This window comes from Paenibacillus sonchi (assembly GCF_016772475.1).
Lineage (GTDB): Bacteria > Bacillota > Bacilli > Paenibacillales > Paenibacillaceae > Paenibacillus_AQ > Paenibacillus_AQ sonchi.
Window position 1 is genome coordinate 2,442,007 of the sequence record NZ_CP068595.1, and the last position, 18,457, is coordinate 2,460,463.

Consider the following 18,457-nt stretch of genomic DNA (forward strand, 5'->3'; position numbering starts at 1 on the left):
ACATCCTTTCAGGGAAGCGAACACGGCGGCCGGTCAGCTGGTCACCATGTCCCCTCCGTTAACATGAATGCAGGTTCCGGTAACGTAAGTGGAATCGGGTCCGGCCAAATAGACGTAGGCTCCAGCCAGCTCATAGGGCTGGGCGGCCCGCTTGAAGGGGGTATCGGTACCGAACACACTGACTTCTTCGGCGGAGAAGCTGGACGGAATCAGCGGGGTCCACACCGGACCGGGAGCCACGCTGTTGACCCGGATTCCGCTGTCGGCAAGCGACAGGGCGAGGGAGCGGGTGAACGTGACAATAGCGCCTTTGGTGGATGAATAATCAATGAGCTCCTTATGGCCTTGGTATGCGGTTATGGATGCGGTGTTAATGATGGAAGCCCCTGTGCGCAGATGCGGCAGCGCGGCCTGCGTCAGGAAGAAGAACGGAAAAATATTCGTGCGGTACGTCTCGTACAACTGCTCCTCGGAGATATCCAGGAGGCTCTGCTGCGGATACTGTACCCCGTGATTGTTGACCAGGATATCCAGTTTGCCGAAGGTCCGCACGGTATGCTCCACCGCCTGGGTACAGTTTGCTTTACACCGCAAGTCGGTCTGAATCCGCAGGCAGCGCTGTCCCAGCTCTTCAATACGCCGCTGTGTGGTTTCGGCATCGGACGCCTCGTAGAGGTAGGCAATGGCGACATCCGCGCCTTCTTTGGCAAAAGCAATCGCAGCGGCTTTCCCGATCCCGCTGTCTCCGCCGGTAATCAGCGCAACCTTGCCGTTCAGCTTTCCGCTGCCGCGGCTGTCGGGGTTTTCGCTGATTGGCCGGGGCTGCATCAGACTCTCCAGTCCCGGCTGGCGGTCCTGATGCTGCGGGGGAAAGGAAATAGGCTGCACGCGGCAGACCGTACGCTCTCCGTAATAGGGATATACAGGATTCATTAGCGACACTCCTCAGGTGCATTCTGTGATTCTGTATATTTTTATGCATGCGCCCAGAAAAGCGTGCGCCTCCTCCTGCCCCCCGTTACGCAGCCCGTGTCTGCGTCGGATATGCATATAAGCCTGGGAGCACCAAGAGGCTCATCAGATGCTAGGGCTAAGTGGAAAAAGTAAAACTAATTCGCTGAAATCCTGGCTGCAAAAGGTTTTAGTTGGATTTTGTACCCCTAATTCGTGCATATTCATCCCTTACGGAGTCACTTTTAGTCGAATTAGTGGTACTTTTTCCAACATAAGATGCACTGTAAGCTGTGTAAGCCGGATTAGTGATATTTTTTCCAACGTAGGCCACTCCATAAGCAGGATGAGTCCGATTAGTTTAGACAGGAGGTGAAGTATGCCGGAAATGGACAGCGGTCTGAGCCATGGAGAGGATGAAGCGGGCAATGCAGTATTGAAAGAGGTCTGGAAGTTATTGCGCAAGCTGCGCATCATGGAGCTGCTGGCAGAATATCATCCGCGGCTGGCAGGAACAGTGCCCTTGGGGATTCAGGTGGAAGGCAGTGACCTGGATATTATTTGTGAGGTGCGGGAACCCCGGCGCTTTATCGAAACGGCCCGGTGTCATTTCGGCCAGTTGGAGGGCTTTTATGCGGTGACCGGTACAGTGGAGGGGGTTGTCCGTACCAAAATTAATTTTTCGGCGGGCGGTTGGCCGATTGAGCTGTTTGGCCAGCCCTTGGCCACGGAGAAACAGAATGCCTGGCTGCATATGCAGGTGGAGGGGCGGATATTGAGGCTGCTTGGACCCGGCTTCGCAGAGAATGTCCGCTCCCTGAAGTCGGGCGGAATGAAGACAGAGCCTGCGTTTGCCAAGCTGCTGAAGCTCGAAGGTGACCCTTATGAAGAAATGCTGGCGCTTGGCAGGCTTAATCCGGAGGAATTCAATGCTGTGTGCAGACGGGCTCAACCCTACATATAAAACAACCGAATTGGAGAGAAAACCATGAATTACAGACCAATGACTGCCGATGATTACGAAGCCGCCTACCGGTTATGGGAGAATACCGAGGGGATGAACCTCAGCGGGGCGGACTCCCGGGAAGAAATACTCCGCTATCTGGAGCGCAATCCGGGAATGAGCCAGGTAGCGGAGAACGGGGACAAGACGCTTGCCGGTACTGCAATGTGCGGGCATGACGGACGCAGAGGGTATATGTATCATGTTGCTGTCAGCGAAGACGGCCGCGGCCAAGGCGTTGGCCGTGAGCTGGTATCCCGCTGCTTGGCCAGTCTGCTTCAGGAAGGGATCGAAAAATGCCATTTGATGGTCATTGAGGGCAATGCCCTCGGCCGCAGCTTCTGGACACGCATCGGCTGGGAGGAGCGGGACGGTATTGTCCTGTTCTCCAGCAACACCTTTTAAGTAACAGACAATGTAATGGTGTAGCTTTTACGCAGCTGCAGTATAATATAATGGAAAAGTATGTTGTCGAATTTTGATAGGTGGAGGTCTGAACAATGCGGTTCAAAGATGTATTCTCAATTATTGGCCCGGCCATGGTCGGACCCTCCAGTTCGCATACAGCAGGTGCAGCAAGGATCGGAAGGGCTGCCCGGCAGGTGCTGGGTGAGCCGGCGCGTGAGGCCGAGGTGACTTTCTTCGGTTCTTTTGCCGCTACGTATCAAGGGCATGGGACCGACCGGGCGATTGCCGGGGGCCTGCTGAATTTCGCTACGGATGATTCCCGTCTGCCTGATTCCATAGAACTGGCAGCCGAGGCCGGGATGGAGATTTCTTTCGGTCAAGGAACGGGCTTGTTTCCTCATCCCAATACGGTACGCTTGCATCTGGTTGGTGCGCAGACAGGGACCGAACTGACACTTACAGGAATATCTATCGGCGGCGGAAATATTGAAATTGTGGATATTGACGGCTTTGGAGTAAAGCTTACAGGAATGTATCCGACGGTGCTGATTCATCATATGGACTACCTTGGGGTGCTGGCCAGTGTTACAGATGTGATGCGCAAAGGCCAGTTCAATATTGGACACATGTCGCTGGACCGTAAAAACCGCAGCGGTGCGGCACTTACGGTGCTGGAGCTGGATGAGGCGGCAACGCCGGGGCTGCTGCATGAGCTGAGGGCTCTGTCTGCCGTCAAATCTGTCAAAGTGGTGGATCTGAATGAATCCGCGCAAGAACAAAAAGGGAAGGACAACACACCATGAATTTTCAAACCTTAAGCCAGCTGGCTGTATTATGTGAGGAGCGGGGAATGGGCATCGGCGCGTTGATGCTGGAGGAGCAGAGCGGGGAGTCCGGTCGTTCCAAGGAACAGGAATTCGCCACCATGAGCCAGTATTACGGGGTTATGAAGGAAGCTGTACACCGCGGCATGACAGAGGATACGACCTCGCGCAGTGGTCTGACGGGCCTGGATGCCCAGCGGGTTGCGTCTTATAATGCCGCAGATGAGCCTTGTCTGGGCGGACCTGCCGGCCAGGCCATGGCTTATGCGCTGGCTGTATCGGAGGTCAATGCATCGATGGGCCGCATTATTGCCACGCCGACAGCAGGCTCCTGCGGAATTATTCCCGGCGTGTTTTTGAGCTGCCAGGAGCGTTTCGGCTGGGAGGATGACTACATGGTATCCGGCCTCTTCGCTGCAGGTGCCATAGGGTATGTTATTGCCAATAATTCATTTGTTTCCGGAGCGGAGGGAGGCTGCCAGGCCGAAGTCGGTTCAGCCATCGGGATGGCGGCGGGAGCACTCACCGAGCTGCGCGGCGGCACGCCGGCACAGGCCATTCATGCCGTTGGCCTCGCGCTCAAAAATACACTTGGACTAATCTGTGATCCTGTAGGCGGACTTGTGGAAATTCCCTGCATCGTGCGCAACGGCTTCGGTGCAGTTACGGCGCTGGCCGCCGCCGATATGGCGCTGGCCGGGGTGCGCAGCGTGATTCCATCCGACGAGGTTATCAAAGTCATGCTGGAGGTTGGCTCGGCCATGCCCGAGAAGCACCGGGAGACAGCCGGGGGCGGACTGGCCCAGACCCCGACCGGACGGAAGATTATGAAGGATCTGCGCAGCAAAAAATAGCCCGCAGTCTTTATGATTTCGGGCATCGGCATATTTTTGCTGATCCTCGGGTTAGAGCAGATGGAATCTTTCAAGCTGCTCCCACTGCCCTTCCTGCCGGAGGATTTCCGGCTGCTTCGGTCCCATAAGATCGAAATGCGGGAAGGGCCTGCGGTTATGAATGTACTGGGAAGGCAGCCCATGCTGCTCGCACCAGCTTTTTAGACGGGACAGGTTGCTGCAGCCGACTTTGGTTACTGTAGTCATCCCCGGGAAGCGGGGGTCCAGCCAGTAATGGGTCAGGAAAGCAATCTCACCTGCGGTAACCGCCTGTTTCCAACGGGTCAATTCTTCTCTGTTAATTCCGAAGGCCATTGTTGTCTCATCCTTATCCGTAATCCGTAATAGTAACTCCATTATAACTTAAGAAAGGGGGAGTGCATCATGAACGGGCAAGTTAGAGCGGATATCCGCCCCGGACTTGAGGTGGATATTGTGCTGAAGCAGGACCAGGCTACAGGCAAACTCACACATGGGGTTGTCAAAGACATTCTCACCAACTCGCCCCGCCATCCGCACGGGATCAAGGTACGGCTGGCTGACGGTCAAGTCGGACGGGTTAAGCATATTACGTAATTTCAAAAGCGCTCCCGGCTCAGGGTGCTGGTCTCTGGAACAGCATTTCCCGGACCGGGTGCGCTTTTTTACTGCTTGGGCTTCGACAACGGCAGAAATGCTGTTGTTGGAGCACCGTCGGAGGAATTAGGCAGAAACAACGGCAGAAATGCCGTTGTTGATAGAGCCGCCGGCTGATCCGCTCTTCCCGCGGGTTACCGGCCCATAAATTCCTCCACATACTGGTCGGCCTTGGTCTGGTTGCATAGATTACAAGCGCAGACGCAATTGTCCGGCGTGGTGTGGCCGCCTTTGGCCCGCGGCAGCAGATGGTCAATGGTGTCGCCGTACAGGCCGCAGAAATGGCAGGTATAATTGTCCCTCGTTAGAATGTAGGCCCGGAAATCCTTGTTACTGTACAGGCGGCGGATCGTACGGCGGTTCACCACCACCGCGGCATGCTCTTTGACGAGCGTCACTGCAAGCTCAAGATCAATTTCCTGATGCCAGCGGCGGCCCTTGTCGCTGTGGCCGCGCATCAGAATCATACCTTTGGCGGACGGAACCAGGGCCGAGGCATCCTGCGGATCAGGCTTCGGACCCCGCAGCTGCGGAGCCTTCCACCGGGGATCGGCTGCGCGCGGACGCGTCTTCCCCTTGCTTCCGGTTGAGGTATGTGGCGTCTTGGCTTCCTTGAAGGCCGGGGCCCCTTTTACTTGCAGCTGCATCTGGGCATTCCCGGCCTCGCGCAGCTTGCGGCATTCCCGGCAGGCGCCCCGGCGCGACTGGCCCTTGGAGCGCTTGCCCGTGCGTCTGCGGAATTCGGTGAGCGGTTTATATTGCTTGCAGTAAGCACATTGTTTGGATAATGGCAGATTGGTATCGGTCATAAGCGTATTTGGAAGGACGCATGCAGCACGCCAGTCCATTCCCTTCTTTTTTGGTAACTCTAGTATAGCGCAAAGCGCAGGGGTTCACACAGCGGCCGGCATAAGCAGATTGTCTCCTGATTTGTGACATCTGTCTTGGTAGGCAGGCGGGAAAACCTGTAAACTTTACTTATGAGGCTTACGGATGAGGATCATGGGACGCTCCATGCTATCTTTTTTCGAGAATGGGGGAGCAGGAATGGAGAAACATAAGAAGAGGCCGGGGGCCGTCATTTGTTTGTATATTCTTCAGGCTTTTTTGGGGTTTGGAGCGATAGCGGGAGGGCTGACGCTGCTGGCCGATCCCAGCGGAGAAATGATCGGAATGCCAGCTTCTATACTGGAAAGATCTCCTTTTGTGAATTTTGTAGTCCCGGGCTTGCTGCTGCTGGTGATCTTTGGCTTGCTGCCCTTGCTGGTGCTGTATGGCCTGGTCAAGAAACCGCAGTGGACATGGGCGGCTGCGCTGACTCCGTTCAAAACGCTGCATAGCGCATGGTCCCTCTCCCTGTACATCGGCTTCGGGCAGATTATTTGGGTCATGGTCCAGACGTATATGCTGAACACCGTTTCTTTGATCCATATTTGCTATATGAGCCTTGGAATGCTAATACAGATTGTTACGCTGCTGCCTTCGGTGCAGAGATATTTTGTGCTGGACGGCAGCGCCCAAAGGCGTTAGAATGGCAGTGAATATAAAAGGGCTTTCATTGTGGGCCGGCGGGAGTGAACCGGATTGACAACGATTTATGATATTGCCAAAAAAACCGGCTACTCGCCAACCACGGTTTCCAAGGCGTTCAACAATTATTCCGATGTGCGGGAGAAGACACGCCAGGAAATTCTCAGGACGGCGCAGGAAATGGGGTACCTGCCCAACGCGCATGCCCGTACCCTGACGACCAAGAAGTCATGGACCATCGGTGTGCTGTTTGTTGAGGGGACCGGGGCGGGTATCCGCCATCCATTTTTCAGCGCGGTGATTGAGAGCTTCAAGCAGGTTGCGGTAGCCAAAGGTTATGCGCTGATGTTCATTTCCAAGGATGTCGGCGGCAAGCAGAGTGGTTATCTGGAGAATTGCCGGATTCGCGGGGTGGACGGGGTTGTAGTGTTCCTGTCCGATTACAACGACCCTTATTTCCTGGAACTGCTGGAAAGTGATATTCCCACGGTTATTCTGGATTATAATACGCCGCAGTCCCATACAGTCTGCTCGGATAACAGGGCGGGAGCACTGCTGGCGGTCAATTACCTGGCATCCTTGGGGCACCGGAAAATCGCCCACATTTCCGGAGGCGGGAACTCCTTTCCGGGAAGCGAGCGTGAACTGGGGTACATAACGGCCATGGAGGAGCTGGGCCTTGACGTGCCGGACGGCTATATTGCCGAGGGCGCTTTTTTCTCCAGAGAAAGCGGCTATGATGCAATGCTGAAGCTGCTTGAACTGCCGGAGTGTCCGACGGCTGTATTTGCTTCGGGTGACCTGCTGGCGCTTGGCGCGGTGATGGCAGCCAAAGACAAAGAATTGTCCGTTCCGTCAGATATTTCGGTGATGGGCTATGATGATATCGAGCTTGCTGCGTATGTATCCCCCGCGCTTACAACCATCCGGCAGGATACGGAGATGCTCGGGACACGGGCGGCTGAGATTCTGATCGCCTCCATCGACGGCAAAGGGCAAGACAAGGAAGCGCTGATGCTTCCTGTTGAAGTGGTTGTGCGGGACTCCTGCGCGCCGCCGGGCAGAGAATAAGACGGTTCTGCCGGGCGCGCATTTTTTTCGAAATAATCGAAACCGGTTTCGATTATGATATATAGAATAAAGGAGATGGCTGAAATGACAAAAGCTCGTACAGTGATTACCGCCAAGGATACGGGGGAGCGTCTAAGCCCGAGAGAAGGAATTGTTTTCAGAGCCCGCAGCACCGGGGAGAAGGCCGATGTGCAGCTGCTGCCGGAACGGGAGTTCCAGCAAATGCTTGGGTTTGGCGGCGCTTTTACCGAAGCTGCGGCCTACACGCTGTCACGGATGAGCCCCGGGAAACGGGCAGAGGTGATCCGGCGTTATTTTCACCCGGAGGAAGGACTGAACTACAGCATGGGACGTGTGCACATCCATAGCTGTGATTTCGCGCTCGGCAATTATACCTATGTGCAGGATGGAGATTCAGCGCTGGCGACCTTTGATATTTCCCATGACCATCAGTGGGTGATTCCGCTGATTAAAGACGCAATGGACGTCAAAGGCGGCCCGCTTACGATGCTGGCTTCCCCTGAGTCCTCCGGCCTGGATGAAGACCAACGGTGAGATGAACCATGGCGGTTCGCTGAAGCCGGAATACGCGAATGTATGGGCGCGGTATTACACGAAATTTATTGAAGCTTACCGCAGGGAGGGCATACCGGTCTGGGCTGTCTCGGTACAGAATGAGCCGGCAGCTGTTCAGACCTGGGATTCCTGTGTGTACAGCGCAGAGGAGGAGCGGGATTTTGTCAAAAACCATCTGGGCCCTGTAATGCATGAGGCGGGAATGGCGGATGTGAACATCGTTATTTGGGACCACAACCGCGATATCATGGTCGAACGCGCTTCGACGGTGTTGTCCGATCCCGAGGCGGCCCGGTATGTCTGGGGCACAGGCATTCACTGGTATGGCGGCGAGGAGTTCGACAAGGTGGCCAGGGTGCATGAGGTTTTCCCGGAAAAGCATCTGCTGTTCACGGAAGGCTGCCAGGAGGGCGGTGTGCGGCTGGGCGAATGGTTCACCGGTGAACGTTACGGGCGGAATATGATCGGTGATTTAAACGCCTGGACGGAAGGCTATCTGGATTGGAACCTGGTGCTTGACGAGACCGGAGGGCCGAACCATGTGGGCAATTTCTGTGATGCTCCGGTGATTGCCGATACGACTTCCGATGAGGTGCATTACAACAGCTCCTATTACTACATCGGGCATTTCAGCAAATTTATAGCTCCCGGGGCTGTGCGCATCGGACTGGAATCTGCTGCTGAGGGTGTGCTGTCCACCGCCTTCCGAAATCCGGACGGCAGTCTCGCTGTAGTGCTTATGAATGAGGGGGAGAATGTGCGCAGCGCAACTCTGGGACTGGGGGATGAGCTGGCCGAATGCGAGCTGCCGCCGCACTCTATTGCAACACATGTCATTTCTTAAATACGTTAGGGCACTTCTGGGTTATGCGGGTTTTATAGGAACAGCCATAAGATTAAGGAGGCAGGTTTATGAGCCATTATTATTTTGATTCCGGTACATTTGTGATCGAGCAGTTTCATGAGGGGAAGCCCTTTGCCAGTTTTTTGCCCGGGCTTGCGGGACTGAAGGGGATTCCGATGTGGACCTTTTATGTCAACCGGGGCCAGGGGATTTGCAGCTTTGGGGTGCGCGACAAAAACTCGCCGATCATGGAATTTTCCCCGGCGAACATCTCCTATAAGAACGTTGCCTCTTCCGGCTTCCGGACGTTTATCAAGATAAAGGGTGTCCCGGAAATGTATGAGCCGTTCCAGTCGGCGCGGCCTGATCCCGGGGCGAAACGCAAGATGACGATTCTGCCGAACGGGCTGACCATCGAGGAATCCCACGCCGGGCATGGACTTAAGATAACCGTCCACTACTTCAATTTGCCTGGTGATGACTATGCGGCACTGGTCCGGCGTGTGGAGCTTGAGAATATTGGAGGCCGGGAGCTTGAGCTTGAAATGCTGGACGGTCTGCCGGAGATCCTGCCGTACGGTGTGGAGAACAGCGGATATAAGGAGATCGGCAATCTGCTGCGCAGCTGGATGGAGGTGTACAATCTGGAGAACGGAATTCCGTTCTACAAGCTGCGCTCCAGCACGAATGATGATGCGCAGGTCAGCGAAATCCGCAGCGGACATTTCTATCTGTCGTTTACGGCAGAAGGCGAGCGGCTGGCTCCGGTTGTGGACTTCGAGACGGTGTTCGGAGGCAATACTTCGCTTGGTTTTCCGGAGCGTTTTGCCGGTCTGCAGCTGGCAGAGCTGCTTGCACAGCCCCAATACCCCGTCAACAAGGTTCCCTGCGGCTTCAGCGGCGTGGCGCGGCCCCTCGCTCCGGGCGGCAAGCTTATCCTGAACACCATTATCGGGCATGTGAACGACATCGATAAAATCAACCGGAAAGCGGAAGCCCTCTGCCGTGATGAATATATTACGTCCAAAGCCCTGGAGGCGGCAAGCCTGACCGACGGGCTGACGGATGACATTGCAACCCGTACCGCCTCGCCTATATTTGATGCCTACTGCCGGCAGTCCTATCTGGACAATTTCCTGCGCGGCGGCTATCCATTCATCTTCGACAACGGGGGAGAAGGCTTTGTCGTGCATCTCTTCTCGCGCAAGCATGGGGACATGGAGCGTGACTACAACTTTTTCTCGCTGGCACCGGAATATTACTCCCAGGGAAACGGGAACTTCCGCGACATGAACCAGAACCGGCGCAATGATGTATTCTTCAATCCCCGGGTCGGCAGCTTCAATATCAAGATGTTCTACAGCCTGATCCAGGCGGATGGCTACAATCCGCTGAGTGTGCAGGGAACAACCTTTGAAATCCTGCCGGGTAAGGCGCCGCAGCTTGCGGAATGGATTCACACGGCGGCTGCCGATCACCAGGAGGAGCTGGTGAAGCTCTGTGCAGGCCGGTTCACTCCCGGACGGCTGATCAATTACATTGCCGACCATGGTGTCACGCTGAAGGCAGGCGAGCAGGAATTCCTGAGCGGAGTGCTGGCCCTGTCGCAGCAGAACATCGAAGCCGCCTTCGGGGAAGGCTTCTGGTCTGATCATTGGACCTACAACCTCGATCTGGTGGAGGGGTATCTGGATATTTTCCCTGAACGCAGACAGGAGCTGCTCTTCGGAGACGACACTTATTCGTTCTATGACAGCCCGGCCTATGTGCTGCCGCGCAGTGAGAAATATGTGCTGAGTGACGGCAAGGTCCGGCAATATGGTGCCCTGCTGGAGGATGAAGAGAAGCTGCACCGGCTGAAGCGGAAGGCTTCGGAGACGCACTGGCTCCGTACGGAAGGCGGTCACGGAGACATCTACCGCACCAGTCTGTTCGTGAAGATGCTGTCTCTCACGCTGAACAAATTTGCTACGCTCGACCCGTATGGCATGGGCGTGGAAATGGAGGGCAACAAGCCGGGCTGGAACGACGCCATGAACGGCCTGCCGGGGTTATTCGGTTCAGGCATGAGCGAGACGTTCGAGCTGAAGCGGATGATTGTCTTTCTGCTGGAGGTTCTGGAGAACCGCGGGAACGGAGCCGAAGCTGCGGAATCAGCCGTCAAACTTCCGGTCGAAATGTCTCTGCTGCTTGAGCAGGTGCATAGCGCCACAACCGCCATACTGGCCGGGGAGATTGCGCAGTTTGACTATTGGCACACCGTAGCATCCGCACGTGAATTCTACCGCGAACGTATACGCTTCGGCATCAACGGGGAGGAACAGCCGGTAGCCCTTACGGAGATTCGTGAGGCGCTTGGCCGGTTCCTGCGCAAGCTTGATACCGGTATCGGCCTTGCTGTAGAAATGGGCGGGGGATTGGTTCCGACCTATTTCCGCTTTGAGGCGACGCGGTTTCAGGCGGTGACCGATGAGAACGGACAGCCGGTAATTAGCGGCTATGGATTGCCCAAAGCGGTGGTGGAGGAGTTCGAAGCCTTTGCGCTGCCGCACTTCCTGGAAGGGCCGGCCCGCTGGCTGAAAACGCTCGACAGCCCGGGCGAGGCGCGGGATATCTATAACCGGATCAAGCAAACAGAGCTGTATGATCCGGTCACGTCGATGTACCGCACTTCAGTCTCCCTGGACAAAGAATCCAATGAAATTGGGCGGATGCGGGCGTTCACACCGGGCTGGCTGGAGCGGGAGTCGAACTTTCTGCATATGTCCTACAAATATCTGCTGGAGCTTCTGAAGGCGGGGCTCTATGAGGAATTCTACGGGGAGCTGAAAACCTCGCTCATCCCCTTCCTGGACCCGGCAGTCTATGGGCGGAGCACGCTGGAGAATTCCTCCTTCATCGCTACAGGCGGCAATCCGGACCCGGGGACACATGGAAGAGGTTTCGTCGCCAGACTTAGCGGTTCTACCGCAGAGTTCCTGAGCATGTGGCGGACGATGATGGCCGGAAGCCATGTGTTCTCGGTCATTGACGGAGAATTGGCCGTGTCCTTAGCACCGGCGCTCCCAGGCTGGCTGTTTGATCAGCAGGGAGAGGTGTCCTTCACCTTCCTGGGCCATACCAAGGTAACTTACCACAACCCCCGCCATCTGGACACCTTCGGTCAGGGAGGGGCGTTAATCCAGAGTCTGACGCTGGCCTACTGTGACGGCACCGTAAGCCGTATATCCGGAGCACTGCTGCGCGGTGCTGAGGCTGAGGCGCTGCGCCGGGGGGACATTGCCGAAATCCGGGCGGTGCTGGAATAGAAGTAATGCGGGAATGCTTAGTGGAATTTCACATCGTGTTCCCGCTCTCCTTCATTCTGTGCAGACGCAGATTATGCACCAGTACAATCAGCTTGGCAGCCCCAATCACGAGCGAAAGAATACTCAGGACAAACGCGAGATGTCCAAGTCCGGGCAAAAAGGAGAACACCACACTCCATGGAGCAAAGGTATGACTAAAGCCGTATAAAACAGCAATTGGCAGCACTACATTAAACAAAACCAGACAGAACGCGAACAGGATGATTCGCAGCGGGGTAAGTCTAAAGCTTTTCTTGCGTTTAAACAGATTAAAAACCGACACTCCCAGCATAATCATCACTGCCGCACTAATCACATCAATCAGAATATAGGTGCCGGTAATGCTTCCCGCATCATCCACCGGCTCCCGTCCATGCATAATTGCAAGAATTCCGTCCGCAACCATGCCTAGCTTAAAGGCGCGGACCGCATAATCATGGGCATTCATTAATACCACAACACCTATGTCCCCGTCCAGCTTCATATCGGCGTGAAAGCTTTCAACATCACCCGCATGCTGAACAACACCATGAGCGATTTCCCAGCCCATGCCATATTCACCGCCGGTGGCAGGGTCTTTTATGGCCGGCTGATGCATTTGTGCAACACTTTCCGTGGCAGCCACGCTGATATCGTGGAACTTTCCGCCATTGAGTTGAGCAACTAAATAATGGCTCATATCTTCTGCGCTTGAAATCAGATAAGCGGATGCGAGCATAGACGGGTTATCCGGCTGCTCAAAAGGGGCCATAAAACCAAAGATGGACTTGTAGCCTGTGGCCAATCCGTGTTTTTTCGCCTCAGGTGTAGATGTATAGCTGTTCTTCATGTCCAGAGGAGAATACACGTGGTCCTGTATATATTCTGCATAAGACTCGCCGGAAACGGCCTGAATAATTCCGCCCAGTATATCGTAATTGGCATTAGAATATTGATGCTTTGTTCCAACCGGCTCGGTTAAGGGTGTGTTTTTTAGCCCATGTATGAGTTCATCAATAGTAGATGACGTGTTGGTAAAAGCTGTCCGGCCATGAAAAGTGGATATTCCGCTGCTATGATTCAACAAATGCCGGACCCGAATGGTTTTGGACGCTTCCTTGTCTTCAAGCTCAAATTCCGGCAAATAACGCTGCACTGGTGCATTTAGATCAATCTTTCCTTGCTCAACCAGCTGCATGATGGCCAGCGCCGTAAACGATTTAGAGCTGGAGCCCAGAATAAAGGGCGTTTGCGGTGTAACAGGCTGTCCATCCGGACCCGAATGTCCATATCCCTTGGTGTAAATGATCTGGTCTCCCTTCACAATGCCGACCGCCATGCCGGGAAAATCCAGTTTCTCCAGCATCGATTCAACAAAAGTATCAATCCGGGCCGTGTCTACAGCATGTGGAGCTGCTTCCGCATGGGCCTTTTCCGGTTGCAGCAAGGGCAGTACGCTGCCCGCGACCATCAACAGTATGATTATTAGGATTTGAATTTTAGTGCAAGTCGTTTCTTTCATTTCTCTTTACCTCTTCTCCTGATCTTGTCTCTTTTTTGGTTTGACGTATGAATCAAAGATATTCCTTCAATCTTTCAGCTGTCTTTCGTGAATCTTAAATTAATCTTACATGCACCTCTTTATGCAATTTCCGAGCCACCCGTTTGACGGGTGGCTCGGAAATTGATTGGCATGAGGTATCCTTCGATTATCTCCAGAACTTCACCAACCAATTTGTTCAAACCGGCCAACCCCTTAAATCTCAGAGCTATATAGAGTGAACTTGAAAAACTAACAAAAGGGAAAAGGGATGGAGGGGAAGTTTGGATACTTACGGAGCGAATGCGTCCGCCTTTGTCTGCGGATTTCCACCGCGAACAGCGGGATTAATCAAGAAATCTGCAGATGGGCAGCGGCCGGAAGTCCAAACATTCTCCGTAGTCCCGACGAAGTCCCTAATGTAAAGATCTTAAGTTCACTCTATATAGGTGGAAAAAGGGAGCTTAATTTGTGCGGTTTTGAGGTTTTTGGGCATTTAGGTGGAAAAAGTATGCTTAATTTGCTCTACTTACTCAATTTTTTGTTTTGGGGCTTGGATTAAGTCTACTTTTTCCCACATACGATGATCTGGAAGCTGAATCTCACGAATTAGTGATCCTTTTTCCACTTAGGAAGATGCGTGGGTCAGGGACCAGAACCGCTGCGGGAGGGTCAAGGGGAGTAAGGTCAAGGGAGTATGGCCAAGGGAGTAAGTCAAAAGGCAAGGGGAGGCTGCACAGCCCTCCCCTTGCCCCTTACTCTCCCGCCTGATTTTCTATATCATTTGAACTTAAAATCCAAGCTGAAAAGGTGGGAGTGGTGGAGGGGAAGTTTGGAACTGGAGGAGCGAATGCGTCCGCCTTTATGTTTGGATTTCTACCACGAGTAGTGGTTCCAAATCCAAGAAATCCAAACATAACAGCGGCCGGAAGTCCAAACATTCCCCGGAGTCACGGAATTCACCGACCCAGCCGCACCTTTTTTCAAATCCTATAGCCGAAAAATCAGCCCCCAAATACGAAATCTCAGACCTTACACCCCCGACTGAAAGCCTATACAATAAGCACATAGAGCTGTAAGCGCTTCAAAGTAAAAACAGAGATGGATTTTGGAGGCCATATGATGGAGAACAAAAGCAGCACAGAAGCAAATCCGGCGATGAAACCGCTTCTTTCGCCAAAAATCGAAACCGGTTCAGGTCCAAAAAGCCCGCTGTGGAGGCGGCTTCTGGCCCAGCGGCATCTACAGACGATGGCCCTGCTCGGCGTGGTCTGGATGATCATTTTCAACTATATTCCGATGTATGGGCTGATTATTTCTTTCAAAGAGTACAACATCGTAAGATCCATTGCCGAAGCACCGTGGGTGGGGCTGGAGCATTTCAGGGAGTTCCTGGATGACGAGGATTTGGTCAATGTTATCAAGAATACGTTGGGCATCAGCTTAATCAAGCTGTTGATCGGATTTCCGCTGCCGATTATTTTCGCCCTTTTTCTGAACGAGATCCGTTCCTTAAGGTACAAGAAAGCGATCCAGACGATCTCATATCTGCCGCATTTCCTCTCGTGGGTAGTGCTGGGCGGAATTCTCGCCACCTGGCTGGCGGATGTGGGGATTGTGAACAATATTCTGCTGTCGCTCCACCTGATCGATCAGCCGATTACGTATCTCGCCGAGCCCAGCTATTTCTGGACGATCATTATATCCTCCGATATCTGGAAGGAGCTTGGCTGGTCTGCAATTATCTACCTGGCAGCGATCTCCGGGGTTTCCCCGAAATGTATGAAGCCGCGACCATCGACGGAGCCGGACGTTTTCAGAAAATGTGGTTTGTCACCCTGCCGGCGATTAAATCGACAATCAGCATCCTGTTCATTCTGGCAGTCAGCGGTGTGCTGAACTCCAACTTTGACCAGATTCTGGTCCTGCGCAACTCTCTTAACGACAGCGCCAGCAACGTAATCGACTACTATATCTACTATACAGGGATTGTCTCGAACCGCTTCTCCTACTCTGCGGCGGTCACTCTGATCAAGGCGGTCATTGCACTGATTCTGCTGCTGATTGCCAATCAGGTATCCAAAAAAATCAACGACACGTCGCTGTTCTAGACAAGGAGGACTTAACATGTTTGCTCTCAAACGCAAGACGAAGGGCGAGGCCCTGTTCGATATCGCCAATAATCTGATTATGCTGTGTGTCTGTTTCCTGACGCTCTACCCGATCTGGTACGTGCTGGTCAATGCCTTCAATGACGGAAATGACGCCATGCAGGGCGGGATATACTGGTGGCCGCGCGTGTTCAGCCTGAAGAATTTCGATGCGGTGTTCGCAAGCCCCGGCATCATGCAGGCCATGGGAGTTACCGTAGCCAAGACGGTACTGGGGGTATTCGTGCATGTGTTCTTCACGGCGATGGTGGCTTATGCGCTCTCACGCAAAGGGCTGATCGGCGGCAAGTTTTATATCCTGCTTGGCACGATTACCTTATTCTTCAACGGTGGACTGATCCCGACCTTTCTGCTGAACAGGGACCTGCATCTGCTGGATAACTTCCTGGTCTATATCATTCCGGTAATGTTCAGCTTCTTCGATCTCATTATCTTCATGACCTTCTTCCGGGAGATTCCCGAGGGGCTGGAGGAGGCCGCGCGGATTGACGGAGCCAATGACTGGTCCATCTTCCTCCGGGTTGTGCTTCCGGTATCCATGCCGGTTATTGCTACCATTGCCCTCTTTCATGGGGTGTATCAGTGGAATGATTATTTTGCCGGCATTATCTACGTCAACAATCCGGATCTGCAGCCGATTCAGACCTATCTGTTCCGGGTGGTGGCCCAGTCCAGCTCCAACCAGATGATGGTGGCCGTCCAGGGCAGCAGTCTTACCAAAAGCGTGACCTCGCAGTCCATCAAACTGGCGACGATGGTAGTCACCACGCTCCCGATTGTGTTCGTTTATCCGTTCCTGCAGCGCTATTTCGTGAAAGGCATGATGATAGGCTCAATCAAGGGCTGAGGTTTGGCCTTGGAGCCAAACGAAGGTACAACCAGGTAACTCCTCCGGCGCCCGGACACATGCGGGTGACGGAGTTGAGCTTATAATTTACTACAATCTTAGAAAAGGGGTAAATAAGCATGGGCATGAAACGCAAGCCAAAAGCAATGGTGCTGCTGCTCTTGGGGCTGATGCTGGCATTCTCGGCAACGGGCTGTTCAAGCGGCAATAATGCCGGAAACAATGGCAAGGATAACACGGGAGGCGCAACCAATGCGGCTGAGGCTACCAAAGCACCGGCAGAACCGGCTGCGTCAGCAGTCTCGGCGGATGAGCCGGGCTGGAAAAGCGACACCTCACCGATTACGTTCGACTGGTATCTGAACTTCGCCTGGTTTCCGAATAAATGGGGTGTAGATCCTACCTCCCAATATATAACGAAAAAGACCGGTGTGAATCTCAACTTCATCGTTCCCGCAGGGAATGAGAATGAGAAGCTCAACACGCTGATTGCTTCCGGCAAGCTGCCTGACTTCATTACGCTGGGCTTCTGGGAAGACGCGATCAAGAAGATGATCGAAGGCGAGCTGGTCCTGCCGCTGAACAAGCTGGCTGAAGAATATGATCCTTACTTCTTCAAGGTGTCGGATGCCGACAAGCTGGGCTGGTATACGCAGCCGGACGGCAATGTATACGGTTACCCGAACTCCTCCTCCTCACCGGCCGATTATAAAAAATACGGCGATAACTATGTCTCCAACCAGACCTTTGTGGTCCGCAAGGATATTTACGAAGCGATTGGAAGTCCAGATATGCGCACACCAGAGGGTTTCCTGAACGCGCTGAAAATGGCGAAAGAGAAATACCCTGAGATCAACGGCCAGCCGATTATTCCGCTCGGTCTGCATGAGTTCACTGAGAACGGCAACGACTCGCTGGAAGGCTATATTCAGAACTTCCTGAACATTCCTTGGGAAAAGGACGGCAAAGTGTATGACCGCGAAACCGATCCTGAATATGTACGCTGGATGAAAACGCTCCGCCAGGCCAACCAGGACGGACTGCTGGCCAAGGATATCTTTATCGACAAACGTGCCCAAATGGAAGAAAAGATTGCGCAAGGCCGTTATTTCGCCATGCTCTATCAACGGACGGACTTTGCTTCCCAGCTCGGTACTATTTTCCAAAAGAATCCTGAACAAACCTATATCGCTATAGACGGACCTGCGAATACCAAGCTGGACCCTCCGGCGCTGAACGGCCCGAGCATCGCCGGCTGGACTGTAACCCTGATCTCCAAGGATGTTAAGGACAAAGCCCGTGCCATTAAATTCCTCAGCTACCTGAACAGTGAAGAAGGCAATAAGGATCTTTACCTGGGCGAAAAAGGGGTCAGCTATGATACAATTGATGGCAAAGACCAGTTTCTTCCGGAAGCCTTTGATCTGATGAACAAGGACCGCTCGGCATTTGACAAGAAATACGGTTCGTCCTTCACGTTCTGGATGCTGCAAAATACGAATATCACCGACCAATGGGCGCCGAAGTCTGTTGAGCCGTTCAAACAGCTGGAAGACTGGACCCGCGGTAAAACTAAAAACACTTCAGAATTCCAGCAAATTGATCCTACGGGCAACTCGCCTGAAGGCATAATTGCCACCAAGCTCAAAAACCTGCGCGGTAAAACGCTGCCGAAGCTGCTGATGGCGTCCTCCGATGCCGAGTTCGATAAGCTCTGGAGCGACTATCTGGCGAAGAAGGAAAAGGAAGGCCAGGCGACCTTCGACGCTTACCGCCAGACGAAATATGAAGAGAACAAAAAGAAACTCGGAATGTAACTTCTATACAGATGCCCAAT

General features: G+C 53.6%; 15 protein-coding genes and 2 pseudogenes. 13 read left to right on the plus strand and 4 right to left on the minus strand.

Features of this window, described 5'->3' with window-relative positions; genetic code table 11:
• Positions 1 to 33: 33 nt before the first annotated feature.
• The gene (locus JI735_RS11260) at positions 34 to 933 is read right to left on the minus strand and encodes an SDR family oxidoreductase (protein ID WP_039834352.1); all 900 of its coding nucleotides are present in this window, start codon (positions 931 to 933) and stop codon (positions 34 to 36) included.
• 397 nt (positions 934 to 1,330) lie between these two features.
• Between JI735_RS11260 and JI735_RS11265 the strand changes: the two genes are divergently transcribed.
• The 4 genes from JI735_RS11265 to sdaAA all read left to right on the plus strand — a co-directional run bounded on the left by JI735_RS11265 (position 1,331) and on the right by sdaAA (position 4,040).
• A complete protein-coding gene (locus JI735_RS11265; protein WP_051051660.1) occupies positions 1,331 to 1,915 on the plus strand; it encodes a DUF4269 domain-containing protein in 585 nt (194 codons plus the stop codon).
• Positions 1,916 to 1,939: 24 nt separating this feature from the next.
• Positions 1,940 to 2,359, plus strand: coding sequence for a GNAT family N-acetyltransferase (locus JI735_RS11270; protein ID WP_039834354.1), 420 nt, complete (start codon positions 1,940 to 1,942; stop codon positions 2,357 to 2,359).
• A 95-nt stretch (positions 2,360 to 2,454) separates the two neighbouring features.
• Positions 2,455 to 3,165 (plus strand): L-serine ammonia-lyase, iron-sulfur-dependent subunit beta, encoded by a 711-nt coding sequence (gene sdaAB, locus JI735_RS11275; RefSeq protein ID WP_039834356.1) that lies wholly within the window; start codon positions 2,455 to 2,457, stop codon positions 3,163 to 3,165.
• Positions 3,162 to 4,040 (plus strand): L-serine ammonia-lyase, iron-sulfur-dependent, subunit alpha, encoded by an 879-nt coding sequence (sdaAA, locus tag JI735_RS11280; protein ID WP_202677388.1) that lies wholly within the window; start codon positions 3,162 to 3,164, stop codon positions 4,038 to 4,040. The genes sdaAB and sdaAA overlap by 4 nt, the downstream gene beginning before the upstream one ends.
• A 51-nt stretch (positions 4,041 to 4,091) precedes the next feature.
• Here the strand turns inward: sdaAA and JI735_RS11285 are convergent, their stop codons facing one another.
• Positions 4,092 to 4,394 (minus strand): hypothetical protein, encoded by a 303-nt coding sequence (locus tag JI735_RS11285; protein WP_039834359.1) that lies wholly within the window; start codon positions 4,392 to 4,394, stop codon positions 4,092 to 4,094.
• A 69-nt stretch (positions 4,395 to 4,463) separates the two neighbouring features.
• On the opposite strand from JI735_RS11285, the gene JI735_RS11290 reads away from it, so the two are divergent.
• Complete coding sequence (locus JI735_RS11290) at positions 4,464 to 4,655, plus strand: YwbE family protein (protein ID WP_039834360.1); 192 nt, start codon at positions 4,464 to 4,466, stop codon at positions 4,653 to 4,655.
• Positions 4,656 to 4,849: 194 nt separating this feature from the next.
• Here the strand turns inward: JI735_RS11290 and JI735_RS11295 are convergent, their stop codons facing one another.
• Positions 4,850 to 5,524, minus strand: coding sequence for an HNH endonuclease (locus tag JI735_RS11295; RefSeq protein ID WP_051051661.1), 675 nt, complete (start codon positions 5,522 to 5,524; stop codon positions 4,850 to 4,852).
• 238 nt (positions 5,525 to 5,762) lie between these two features.
• Between JI735_RS11295 and JI735_RS11300 the strand changes: the two genes are divergently transcribed.
• From JI735_RS11300 to JI735_RS11315, 5 genes and pseudogenes are all read left to right on the plus strand, one after another.
• Complete coding sequence (locus JI735_RS11300) at positions 5,763 to 6,245, plus strand: hypothetical protein (protein ID WP_039834366.1); 483 nt, start codon at positions 5,763 to 5,765, stop codon at positions 6,243 to 6,245.
• A 54-nt stretch (positions 6,246 to 6,299) separates the two neighbouring features.
• Positions 6,300 to 7,316 carry a LacI family DNA-binding transcriptional regulator gene (locus JI735_RS11305; protein ID WP_039834361.1) on the plus strand — a complete coding sequence of 339 codons (1,017 nt, stop codon included), beginning with the start codon at positions 6,300 to 6,302 and terminating at the stop codon, positions 7,314 to 7,316.
• A 276-nt stretch (positions 7,317 to 7,592) separates the two neighbouring features.
• Positions 7,593 to 8,475 (plus strand): annotated as a pseudogene (locus JI735_RS11310) (glycoside hydrolase family 30 protein); the annotation flags it as partial.
• 105 nt (positions 8,476 to 8,580) lie between these two features.
• The gene (locus JI735_RS37285; RefSeq protein WP_325175621.1) at positions 8,581 to 8,736 is read left to right on the plus strand and encodes a glycoside hydrolase family 30 beta sandwich domain-containing protein; all 156 of its coding nucleotides are present in this window, start codon (positions 8,581 to 8,583) and stop codon (positions 8,734 to 8,736) included.
• A 68-nt stretch (positions 8,737 to 8,804) separates the two neighbouring features.
• Positions 8,805 to 12,044 (plus strand): hypothetical protein, encoded by a 3,240-nt coding sequence (locus JI735_RS11315; RefSeq protein WP_039834362.1) that lies wholly within the window; start codon positions 8,805 to 8,807, stop codon positions 12,042 to 12,044.
• A gap of 28 nt (positions 12,045 to 12,072) precedes the next feature.
• Here JI735_RS11315 and JI735_RS11320 read toward each other — a convergent pair whose 3' ends face one another.
• The gene (locus JI735_RS11320) at positions 12,073 to 13,584 is read right to left on the minus strand and encodes a serine hydrolase (RefSeq protein WP_039834363.1); all 1,512 of its coding nucleotides are present in this window, start codon (positions 13,582 to 13,584) and stop codon (positions 12,073 to 12,075) included.
• Positions 13,585 to 14,760: 1,176 nt separating this feature from the next.
• Here JI735_RS11320 and JI735_RS11325 point away from each other — a divergent pair.
• From JI735_RS11325 to JI735_RS11335, 3 genes and pseudogenes are all read left to right on the plus strand, one after another.
• Positions 14,761 to 15,713 (plus strand): annotated as a pseudogene (locus JI735_RS11325) (ABC transporter permease).
• A 16-nt stretch (positions 15,714 to 15,729) separates the two neighbouring features.
• On the plus strand, positions 15,730 to 16,620 hold the full coding sequence (locus JI735_RS11330; RefSeq protein WP_020426428.1) for a carbohydrate ABC transporter permease: 891 nt from the start codon (positions 15,730 to 15,732) through the stop codon (positions 16,618 to 16,620).
• 119 nt (positions 16,621 to 16,739) lie between these two features.
• Complete coding sequence (locus JI735_RS11335; RefSeq protein ID WP_039838895.1) at positions 16,740 to 18,437, plus strand: type 2 periplasmic-binding domain-containing protein; 1,698 nt, start codon at positions 16,740 to 16,742, stop codon at positions 18,435 to 18,437.
• Positions 18,438 to 18,457: the final 20 nt, after the last annotated feature.

Bases quoted from the DNA above. Each gene is read 5' to 3' on its own strand.
- JI735_RS11260 (WP_039834352.1), bottom strand. From the start codon at position 933: ATGAATCCTGTATATCCCTATTACGGAGAGCGTACGGTCTGCCGCGTG.
- JI735_RS11265 (WP_051051660.1), top strand. From the start codon at position 1,331: ATGCCGGAAATGGACAGCGGTCTGAGCCATGGAGAGGATGAAGCGGGC.
- JI735_RS11270 (WP_039834354.1), top strand. From the start codon at position 1,940: ATGAATTACAGACCAATGACTGCCGATGATTACGAAGCCGCCTACCGG.
- sdaAB (WP_039834356.1), top strand. From the start codon at position 2,455: ATGCGGTTCAAAGATGTATTCTCAATTATTGGCCCGGCCATGGTCGGA.
- sdaAA (WP_202677388.1), top strand. From the start codon at position 3,162: ATGAATTTTCAAACCTTAAGCCAGCTGGCTGTATTATGTGAGGAGCGG.
- JI735_RS11285 (WP_039834359.1), bottom strand. From the start codon at position 4,394: ATGGCCTTCGGAATTAACAGAGAAGAATTGACCCGTTGGAAACAGGCG.
- JI735_RS11290 (WP_039834360.1), top strand. From the start codon at position 4,464: ATGAACGGGCAAGTTAGAGCGGATATCCGCCCCGGACTTGAGGTGGAT.
- JI735_RS11295 (WP_051051661.1), bottom strand. From the start codon at position 5,524: ATGACCGATACCAATCTGCCATTATCCAAACAATGTGCTTACTGCAAG.
- JI735_RS11300 (WP_039834366.1), top strand. From the start codon at position 5,763: ATGGAGAAACATAAGAAGAGGCCGGGGGCCGTCATTTGTTTGTATATT.
- JI735_RS11315 (WP_039834362.1), top strand. From the start codon at position 8,805: ATGAGCCATTATTATTTTGATTCCGGTACATTTGTGATCGAGCAGTTT.
- JI735_RS11320 (WP_039834363.1), bottom strand. From the start codon at position 13,584: ATGAAAGAAACGACTTGCACTAAAATTCAAATCCTAATAATCATACTG.
- JI735_RS11330 (WP_020426428.1), top strand. From the start codon at position 15,730: ATGTTTGCTCTCAAACGCAAGACGAAGGGCGAGGCCCTGTTCGATATC.
- JI735_RS11335 (WP_039838895.1), top strand. From the start codon at position 16,740: ATGGGCATGAAACGCAAGCCAAAAGCAATGGTGCTGCTGCTCTTGGGG.